8 protein-coding genes are annotated in these 10,567 nt (G+C 42.5%); all 8 read left to right on the top strand.

Annotated features, from left to right (window positions below; translation table 11 throughout):
• Positions 1-349 precede the first annotated feature (349 nt).
• The gene (locus G4P69_RS15830; RefSeq protein WP_208340271.1) at positions 350-3,481 is read left to right on the top strand and encodes a CHAT domain-containing protein; all 3,132 of its coding nucleotides are present in this window, start codon (positions 350-352) and stop codon (positions 3,479-3,481) included.
• A 9-nt stretch (positions 3,482-3,490) separates the two neighbouring features.
• Positions 3,491-3,874: a hypothetical protein gene (locus G4P69_RS15825; protein WP_208340272.1), complete on the top strand. Its 384-nt coding sequence runs from the start codon at positions 3,491-3,493 to the stop codon at positions 3,872-3,874.
• Positions 3,843-5,462 (top strand): hypothetical protein, encoded by a 1,620-nt coding sequence (locus G4P69_RS15820; protein WP_208340273.1) that lies wholly within the window; start codon positions 3,843-3,845, stop codon positions 5,460-5,462. Before G4P69_RS15825 ends, G4P69_RS15820 begins: the two co-directional genes overlap by 32 nt.
• A gap of 492 nt (positions 5,463-5,954) precedes the next feature.
• Positions 5,955-6,638 carry a glutathione S-transferase family protein gene (locus G4P69_RS15815; protein ID WP_208340274.1) on the top strand — a complete coding sequence of 228 codons (684 nt, stop codon included), beginning with the start codon at positions 5,955-5,957 and terminating at the stop codon, positions 6,636-6,638.
• 298 nt (positions 6,639-6,936) lie between these two features.
• A complete protein-coding gene (locus G4P69_RS15810) occupies positions 6,937-7,758 on the top strand; it encodes a class I SAM-dependent methyltransferase (protein ID WP_208340275.1) in 822 nt (273 codons plus the stop codon).
• 29 nt (positions 7,759-7,787) lie between these two features.
• On the top strand, positions 7,788-9,236 hold the full coding sequence (locus tag G4P69_RS15805; protein WP_208340276.1) for an NAD(P)-binding domain-containing protein: 1,449 nt from the start codon (positions 7,788-7,790) through the stop codon (positions 9,234-9,236).
• A 71-nt stretch (positions 9,237-9,307) separates the two neighbouring features.
• Positions 9,308-9,976, top strand: a complete 669-nt coding sequence (locus G4P69_RS15800; RefSeq protein WP_208340277.1) for a carboxylesterase family protein — start codon at positions 9,308-9,310, stop codon at positions 9,974-9,976.
• A 74-nt stretch (positions 9,977-10,050) separates the two neighbouring features.
• Positions 10,051-10,560: a hypothetical protein gene (locus G4P69_RS15795; RefSeq protein ID WP_208340278.1), complete on the top strand. Its 510-nt coding sequence runs from the start codon at positions 10,051-10,053 to the stop codon at positions 10,558-10,560.
• The last annotated feature ends 7 nt before the right edge of the window (positions 10,561-10,567 follow it).

The following is a 10,567-nucleotide window of genomic DNA, read 5'->3' as shown; positions in this document are numbered from 1 at the left end:
TCGAGCTTTTTACATTTTGTTACATAGCTAGGTTTATTCGTGCCTAGCTACTTACTTGGTTTTTATTTTTTTGTGTCTCTACTGTATCATAAGGATTGGGAGTGCAATACCAGAAGGTTAGGGAGTAATGACTACGCTCACTCAGTGGGGGATTACAAAAATTGTAACTATAGCAGTTCTAGTTTGGGTGAAATTACTAAGATAAGTTGCAGAAAATTGGTTACCTTTGAAATCATTACGTTACCATAAAGCTACGCTCTCGGTTTCATAAGTTCAAAAATAATACCCAACCTAGCTATTATGGAAATCCGTGTACTGGTCAATATTCTTTGCCACAAGTTAATGAATAATGAACGAACCACGCAAAAAAGATGAGTTGATTCCCTTACAGCAAACCTCTCTGGCACTTTCAGCAGAGTACGCTAATTTTTTAGGTGAAATATTGTTAACCATCTCGAACAGCAACGGAGATCGCCAATCGGTGTACTCACTGCTAGAAGCGAACTTAGATAAGTTACAGGAGGGTATACAGACAAGGCGCGGTGTATCTTTACCTAAAATATTGCGTCGATTAGCAGTGGCAAGATTGCCAGAAATGGAGTCAGAGTCTGCACAATCAATGCAAGAAAGTATTAGAATCTTGGGTGACTGGATTCAGCAGTTTCCCTTAGGAAACAAAGCAGAGAAGTTGGAGATAGCCATTACTTGCTATGAAGCATCTGCTAAATTCTTTAGTCGTGATACATCCCCTCAACAATGGGCTGAACTTCAAAATGCGTTGGGTAGAGTTTATCAAAAGCGAAGTAGTCATAATCGAACAAAGAATATTGAACAAGCTATTTACTATTACCAAGAAGCTTTGGACGTTCTCAGTCGAGAAAAATTTCCCCGAGATTGGGCAACGACTTACAATAATTTAGGTACGGCATATTTTGATAGAATTTTGGGGAGTAGGTTGCAAAATATTGAAGAAGCAATTCGTTGCTATGAGCAGGCACTTTTAGTCCGTACTTTTGAAGAGTTACCAGAAGACTGGGCAACAACCCAACATCATTTGGGCAATGCTTACCGCGATCGCATTTATGGAGAAAGAGCAGACAATTTAGAGAAAGCAATCAGCTATTATCAACAAGCATTAAAAGTTCGTAGTGCTGAGACATTGGCTGAAAACTGGGCTGATACACAAAATAATTTAGGAAATGCTTACCGGGAGCGTATTAGAGGCGATAGAGCACAAAACTTAGAACAAGCAATCATTTGTTACTTAAATTCGCTGCAAATTTTTACCCGTGAAGCATTTCCTGATGCCTGGGCGACAACCCAACATAATTTAGGAAAAGTATATTCCGAAACAATTCTCGAAAATAGAGAGGAGAGTTTGGAACAAGCTATTTTATGCTACAAAGCTGCCCTAGAAGTTCATACCCGTGAAGTTTCTCCTCAAGAATGGGCAGCAACTGAAAATAATTTAGGGACAGCTTATCGCCATCGCATTTTGGGAGATAAGGCAAACAATCTTGAAGAAGCAATAGCTGCTTACAATGCTGCCTTGGAGGTTTTCACTGAAGATGATTTTCCTCAAGATTGGGCAATAACTCAGAATAATTTAGGCACTGTATATCGTGAAAAAGGGTTGATAGCAGAAGCAACAGAATGTTTTTGGTCAGCGCTAGAAATTCACAGCCCCGAAACTAATCCCGTTGAGTGTTTGAAAGCTGGACGCAATTTAGGTGATACATTCTTCAGTGCTGGACTTTGGGCAGACGCTATTGAAGGTTATCTTGTTGCTATTCGATCTGTCGAACAAAGCCGTTTTTGGGCTAGCACTGATAAAAGACGACAAGAAGTCATGCAACAAGGAGTGGATATTTACGCCAACCTAGTACAATCCTGTATTAATCAAGGTAAGCTAAATTTGGCGATTGAGTATGCCGAACGTAGCAAAACCCGTAATCTCGTAGATCTGCTTGCCACTCGCGACCTTTACCCCAAAGGTGACGTTCCTACAGAAATTCTCAATCAGCTTCAAGAATTACGCCGAGAAATAGTTTTAGAGCAGAAACGCATTGATGTTGTAGAGAGTAACCAAGAAATTAGCGAAGATCGAACTCGGTTAAATCAACTGCGGCAGCAGCTAGATAATCTTATTACTCAAAAAATCCAGCCTATAGATGACACGTTTAGCACATTTTATCGTGTTAAACCTATTAAGTTCGTAGATGTTCAAAAATTGCTGCCTAATGACCACACTGCACTAATTGAGTGGTACATTCTTCCCGAAACTTTTGTTGCCTTTATCGTCACACCTCAAGCTCAAGAACCGATTCTTTGGCAATCCTCAAAAGAAGACCTGCAAGCATTAGTAAGCTGGGCGAGAGAATATTTGACGGCAGATTTGGAAGAATTAGGAAGATGGGGGTGGAAAGATGAAGAACAGAAACTTTCGCAAACAAATATATTACAAAACCAAAGGAATGTGCAGATTGCAAATGCAAAAGACTTAGCTACTCTCTTGGCGCAACTAGGCGAAATTTTACATTTAGAACACCTTCTCTCGTTTATACTTCCTAGTTGCAACCACTTAATTTTAATTCCCCATCGCTTCTTGCACCTATTCCCACTTCATGCTCTACCATTTAATAATGGTACTTGCCTGCTTGACTGCTTTCCTGAAGGAGTGCGCTATGCTCCGAGCTCTCAACTGCTGCAACTAACTCAAAATCAGCAACGCACTGAATTTAGTCACTTATTTGCTATTCAAAACCCCACTGGTGACTTACGCTTTAGTGATGTTGAAGTAGAAATTCTTCGACAGAACTTTACCTACCAAGACGTACTGGTGAGAGATGCTGCTCAAAAAACAGCAATTAATAACCAACGCCTCCGCACAGCCCATTGCGTTCACTTTGCTTGCCACAGCACATTTAATATTCAAAGCCCTCTCCGTACACCTATAGTTCTTGCAGGCGCTGTCTCCAAAAAAGCTGTTGAATTAGAAAGAGATATCTTCGTTCGACAAACTATTCAGTTAGAAAAGTGTTTAATTTTGGCAGAAGTTTTTGGGCTGGATCTTAGTCAATGTCGTCTTGTCAATCTCTCAGCTTGCGAAACTGCTTGGACTGACTACACTAGCTTTAGTGATGAGTACATTGGTTTATCCAGTGGCTTTATTTATGCTGGCAGCCCCAGTGTAGTATGTAGCTTGTGGTCAGTGAACGATCTTGCAACAGCCTTTTTAATGATCCAATTCTATAATCTCTTACGAACATCTACCTCGGTTGCAGTTGCTCTTAATCAGGCACAGCTTTGGCTGCGAGATGTGACAATGACAGAGTTAGAAAATTGGATTGAAGAAAACCAGTTACCTTTACGTCCAACTATTAAAATTGTTATCAGTCGTCTTTTTCGTCAGATTCCCGATGACGCACGACTGTTTAAAGAACCCTTTTGGTGGGCGGGATTCTGTGCTATTGGTCAATAGGAGTAAAAAATGTCAGAACTATCACCTTACGAAGAAAACATTTTGGATTTTGTTAAGATCGCCCAAAACCAGCCTAATCTCTTCACAGCAGAAGACCGTGCTGCGTTGGGAAAATTACTTGCAACTTTGCCAGATGATATTGAGCAAATTTCAGATGCACTTGCACTTTGGTACGAAGATCGTCCCCACATTCTCAACACTATCCTTGATCTACCTGTTGAAGAATCAGCCAGCCATCGAGGTCCAGGAGGGCGCAAAACTCGCCTCAGTCCTAAGGATGCTAAGGACATGATAGATAATATTGTTCGCCAAAGTACTCCTTCCCAAAAAACTCAAGTATCCCCACCAAACAATCCACAAAATGATACAATCTCAGGGAATACGCAATCCTAGCCTCACTCTTTATGCCTTCCATCTGCGTACTGACATCAGCCAAGGACCAGAGCAAACAACAGCAGAGGCATCACAGTTGTGGGAGCAATTGGGTTCTCTGGGACAAACTCTCCATATTCATGAGCTGCAAAACCTGCGGCAAAAGTTAATTTGCTATGAAAATGGTCAATATCAACCAACCGCAGAGGATAAACTATATCCCAAGCAGTTAACTTTACTACAACCAGGCTCGGAAGGTATAGATTTTCAGCTTCATAACCAGGGACAACTAGAGCTAAAAGGGTTCCTCTGTCCGTTTCGCCTGCATGATACTTATGCTATCGACCTCACGCTCTTTTATGAAGACACCATTGATCTTGTACAACTACATCAGTTTAATCCACAAGGTATTTTGTTACCCGAAAAATTAGGCGCATCTTTGGGTCAAACTCTGTTACTGTATGCCGAACCGCTCGAATCTTTAGACGATTATCAGGTACTGGCTGATACCTGTATGGCTCAGCTATTCCCACAAATGACTTTACCTGAGTTAGTAGCTACAGGCAGTCTTTTGGGTAATCCTGTTTTCGAGTATGACAACCTGGAAATATTCCCTACGGAACAATACCATATTTTGGTTTGGTTTAAATGCAAAAATGTTGACCAAGACAATATTGATGCAGTTTCTCAGCTATTATTATACCTCTTTTCCTACCGCCACAAAATTCTGTATGCATATCACCAATCTCGCTGGTGCGATCGCCAAGCAAAACAGATTTACAGCACTTTAGAACGGTATGTCAACAACTTTGAAGCAATCTGCAAGACACCTGATCGACTCCAGCAATTTAAAAAGTTACTCAATGAACTACCACAGTTAGCCCTTAAATACGCTCGCTACTTGCGTGATTTGCAAGATCATGAAACCACTATTACTATCAATACTGAAAATTATATATCTCAGCTAGAAAAATTGGGAACACCGCCAGGCAATGATTTAGCATTTTTACAACAGTTTTTAGACCGAGCTAATAATAAATTTAAACGACAAATTCAAGCAGACCGCAGTTATTTAGAACCAGGACGTGAATTTTCAGACCAACTAATTAATACTATTCGGGGTTTTGCAGCGATTGAACAAATTGAAAGCGATCGCCAGTTTCAAAAAGAGTTACAAAATCGTGAAGCGCAGTTTCAAAAAGCGTTGGCGCAGCAACAACGCCAGTGGGAACAAAGTTTAGCTAACGAACACCAACATTTTCAAACATCTTTAGCACAGCAAGAACAAGAAAGACAAGACAAACTGCGTCAACAAGATGAAGATAGTCAAAAGCGTGGGAGTAATCTACAATTAGCAGTTGCATTTTTTGGTGTTGGTTTTGCAGTGAGTGGGATTTCATCTCAAGTTAACTCTAAACCTTTAGAAACAATACTTGGCAAATCTCAATCCGATCAATTGGAACCTAACTCAACCTGGCTCTCTTCAACAATTGCCTTGAATATAGTTGATATTTTTATTCATATCCTTATAGGAATATTTTTTGGTTCAATTGCTTTCATCTTAGTTAAGATATATCAAGTGTGTCAGAACCATACTTCTCGTCACTGATTCACAAGCGGAAAAAGTCTGGTAGGTTAGAGGTTTTATAGATTAAGTTAAGTCGGCGAGAAGAATAGTAATTATGTAAAGTTGTGTGAACCGGGTTGAAAGGCTTGTCATTGCCCTTAGTGCGCTAAAGCGCAACTACGAACCGATGATGGAGTCTTGCCATGTATATATCCAGTATCATATAATATCACAAATAATTTAGATAGCCTAATAATTAGATACACATATTTTTTGTGACAGAGCTTGTTTTTCATGCCACGCTATGCAATAATCACAATTAAAGTACAATAAACCGGCTGAAAAACAGTAGTTTCTTGTCTGTCATAAAATACCAGCTAAGTTAGATCATTTGCCCCTTACAAGTCAAAGGAGTTACTCAGTATGGGGCTTTTATCTGAGATGCCGTTGTTTGATATAGAGCGAATCGCTCCGCTACCGTCAGGAGTGGGAATCGCGAATGTATGCTCGTAATACTTACCAGGTAGTAATTCCATGAGTACAGTACATCTTTACTTCGCTAAAGCTTCTACTTTTTCTCAGCGCACCCGTGTTGTTTTGCTAGAAAAAGGTATTGAATTCACTTCTGTTGAAATAGATTTACAAAATAAACCCGCAGATTTCACACAGACTTCGCGCTATGGCAAAGTCCCTGCAATCAAACATGGGGATCTCGAAATATATGAATCTGCTATAATAAATGAGTACTTAGAAGAAGTTTTTCCACAACCGCCTTTGTTACCCTACTCTCCGGGAGCGAAAGCAGTTGCTCGCATCTGGATCGACTATGCAAATACTCGTCTTGTACCTGCGTTCAACAAATTTCTGCGGGGTAAACATACTGAAGAACAAGAACAGGGAAGAAGAGAGTTTACAGAAGCTCTTTTATACATAGAACAAGAAGGGTTAGGAAAGCTATCCGGTAACGGCCCTTACTTCTTAGGTGATAAGCTAAGTTTAGTTGATATCAGCTTCTATCCTTGGTTTGAACGCTTACCAGTTCTGGAACATTTCCGTCACTTTAACCTGCCCACAGAAACACCTCGCATACAAAGATGGTGGGATACAGTGCGCGATCGCGAGTCGGTGAAGACAGTTGCAAACCCTGTTGAGTTCTACATAGAACGATTTACCAAAGTTCTTGGTGAACCCGTCGCTGTTGGAGCGGCTCAAAAGTAATACAACTGAGGATTTTACATTGCCAAGATTGCTTGGAAACAGATAATTTGCAAGCATTAGGAATATAATAGGATGCGTCAGTATAACGCATCCTTAATGGCGGTTGAATAGATTTTCCTACCATCAAGTATTAATTTACAATCCTGTGGTAAAGGATATCTCATCAACCACAGATCTATTTTGTTTTTATCCGTAATTTAGCTTGGCTAATGGTATGTATGCTTTGTCTTCTAGGCTTTGTTTTAAGACTATAAGCAGAAGACGAAACAAGCTAGAGTCATCATTACAAAGTTAACATATGACCCAACTGAAAACACTTCCCAACTACGACCCAACATTATTCGAGGGTGCGGCGGAGAACTATGCTCAGTATCGGACTAAATATCCACCGGCTGTATTCGATAAACTAACAGAAATCTTTCATCTCAATGGTCTAGGACGACTTCTTGATTTGGGTACTGGACCTGGTTTAATTGCAATTCCCCTACGAACCAAATTCCAGGAAGTCGTTGCTATTGATCCTGATCCAGACATGCTCAAAGAAGCACAACGCCAAGCAGCAGTCGTAGGAGCAAATAATATTACTTGGCTAGAGAGAGGAGCAGAACTGATTGATCCTAGCCTAGGGATATTTAAACTAGCGACCATTGGCAGAGCTTTCCACTGGATGGAACGTGAGCTAGTACTGGAACGCCTTTATGACTTACTGACAGATGATGGTGCGATCGCTCTACTTAACACTGGTGATAACCCTTGGCAAAGTTCTCTACCCTGGAAACAAGCTGCTGTTGGAGTCGTAAAAAAATGGTTAGGTGAAGAGCGACGAACTGGACAGAGAGGACAAGGTACTCGTAAACCAGTTGATCCTCCCCACGAAGTGGTAATTGCTAATTCCCGTTTTGCCCGCCAGGCAACATATGAAGTGCCATTTATAAAGTCTTGGACAGTCTCTAGCTATCTTGGCTATTTATTCACTACAGCTTTCTCCCTGAAAATTTTCTATGGAGATAAAGCCGAAGAATTTGAAGCAGACGTCAAAGAAGCATTACTAAGCGTTGAGCCTTCTGGAAACTTTACAGAAGAACTCACAGCAACAATCCATGTGGTTTGGAAGTATTAGTTTCAATCGTTTCATGTTGGGAGACTGAGATGACAATAACTACTGACCCTGATATCAGTGCTCGCGAGGCACTACGCTTACTCGGTCCCGATCCTGATAACTGGGTACCTGATCGCCCAGGCATTGACCACAACGTCATGATAGTAGGTGGCAGCGGTACAGGTACCACCTTTGCATTTGCACTACGGCGTGCTGGCATTGGTCGCGTGACGGTCATCGATGCTGCCGACGATGAAACTCAAGCTGGCGTGTGGCTTACACGAGCGCGGATGCAAAAGTTACGCACTCCTAAGAACCTCCCTGGTCCTGAGTTGGGTATACCAGCACTGTCGTTTCAGGGCTGGTATGAAGCAAGATATGGGGCTGATAGGTATGCGGCGCTCGACCGTATCCCAAGACTAGCATGGGCTGAGTACCTCAAATGGTATCGAAACTTCCTAAATATACCAGTTCGATATCGGACTCGGCTTGTGCGTATTGAACCAGCTGAAGGCTTCTTTCGCCTGCACCTTGAGGTGAACGGTGTTAACCAGGTGGAAACCACTCGTAAGATCATCTTCGGCAACGGAGTGGTTGGGGCTGGCGGACCATACATACCTTCGGTACTAACAGATGGTCTACCTCGCACACTATATGCACACACTGCTGATCAGATTGATTTTGCTGCATTACGTAATAAGACAGTCGCAGTACTAGGTGCTGCAGCTTCGGCTTTTGACGCCGCTGCAGTAGCACTCGAATCAGGAGCAAAAGCTGTACACTTGTTCGCGAGGCGATCGCAGATCTCGTCACTACCAGTGATTCGTGTGCGTGGATATCCTGGTGCCTACTACAATTATCCCCAATTGCCTGATGCAGCGCGGTGGTTTCAAGCTTGGCGCTATCGTCAAGCAGGTTCCACTCCACCAGTGGATGCAATTGAGCGGGTGCTTACGTTCGAAAACTTCTACCTGCACCTATCTGCTCCTTGGAAAGCAGCTCATGAACAGGACGGTCGTATTATCGCACAGGTGAACGACGATGTTTTTGAATTTGATTTCGCGATCGCTGGCACTGGTTACTTCGTCGATCCTGCGGTACGTCCTGAATTGGCCGATTTTTCACACCACATTGCACGCTGGCGCGATCGCTACGAGCCGCCATCCGATCAACAAGATGACGAACTAGGGGCGCACCCGTACCTAGGTAATGGTCATGAATACCAAGAGAAGGTGCCTGGTACTGCACCTTACTTGAAAGACATTCATGTATACAATCCGTCAGGCTTTGTCAGTTTCGGTCTGCCAATCGGTGACGTGCCAAGCATCAAGCGTGATGTACCAGCAGTAGTATCACGCATCAGTCATGACTTATTCTTTGCCGACTGGCCTTTGCACGAGACACGCATCACGGGCGATATCGCTCCTGACTTTGATGCCTCGCTATATGCACCCGTAGTCTGGAAACAGCCGAGCAAAACAGTTATCAGTTATCAGTAAACAGTTATCAGACGGTTGTTTTGCGCCGTCTGCAATCAGCAAATCAAATGTATCTTTGAGGAATTATAACCATGCCCGTTGAACACCGTTCTTACAACACTAGCAATGGCTCATTGCCTTATCTTTTCTCATCTGCCTCTGCCAATAGCAACAAACCTGCGCCTGTTGTGGTGTTTCTACATGGTGGACGCGATCGCGGCACTGATCTGAATATACTGCTCAAATGGGGTCTCCCTCGTTTCGTCGATTTATCCGCGTCGTTACCTTATTTCTTTGTTGCACCTCAGATTGCTCCTGAACAGACCTGGGTAGAGCGAGAATCAGATGTGCTTGCTTTGCTTGATGAACTAATTGCCTCAGAAGCTATTGATCCGTTGCAGGTAATATTGGCTGGATTCAGCTTAGGGACAGCTGGGGCTTGGCATATTGCTTCTGTAAATCCTGGTCGCTTTGCAGGGCTGGTAGCGGTGTCTGGTCGTGTACCCAAGACATTAGAACCGAACCAGCTAACTGCACTCAAGAATATTCCAATCCAGATATTCCAAGGCGCACAGGATAAAAATCTCTCTTTAGAGGATGCAGAGAATTTTGTCAAGACTTTGCGGGAACAAGGTGCAACAGTAGAGTTTACAGTGCTGCCTGATGGGGATCATTTTATTGCAGATACAGTATACAGCGATCCGACATTGCAACAGTGGCTGGTTTCACCTAATCATCAAGCAAAGGTATTATCAAATTGAGTAAATCTACTGATAGGGAACGTTAAAAGAGTAGCGAAATTTTTTCCATTTTTTGACCTTTATTAGGTGATTGTGTGAAAATCAGATCATTTTTAATTACATTCACGGCTTTTACTCTATCAGCATTGACCATGCAAACAGTTGGGTTGACATCAACCCAACCCGCGCAGGCAGGTATTCCAAGTGGCTCGTTGGCACAATCAGGAACCTTTGCTCATAAACGTAGCCCAATTGTAGGTAGCTGGGATTTTACTGGGCAAGTAACCGCTAGTGGCGCAACCTTTAAAACCGTTTATCAATTTTTTCGAGATGGTAATTTCCTGGGTGTGAGTTCACTCATAGCTCCATCCCTAAGAACGCCCCTACTCGGACAGTGGAGTGTGAGTGGAAACCAAGTCACATTCAAAGCGAAAAGCTTTATTTTTGATGCTTCCAATCAACTCACAGGATCAGCTATCACGGAAGCAACCTTGACTCGTACAGATGACAAACTCGAAGGTGAAGCCACTATTACTGTCTTTGATGTTAACAACAATCCCACTGGTCAGGTAACTCGTGTAACCTTGAGTGGAAAACCATTATAAAAGGTGT

Source organism: Aetokthonos hydrillicola CCALA 1050 (assembly GCF_017591665.1).
Classification (GTDB): domain Bacteria; phylum Cyanobacteriota; class Cyanobacteriia; order Cyanobacteriales; family Nostocaceae; genus Aetokthonos; species Aetokthonos hydrillicola.
This window is presented reverse-complemented; position numbering and strand designations above follow the sequence as displayed.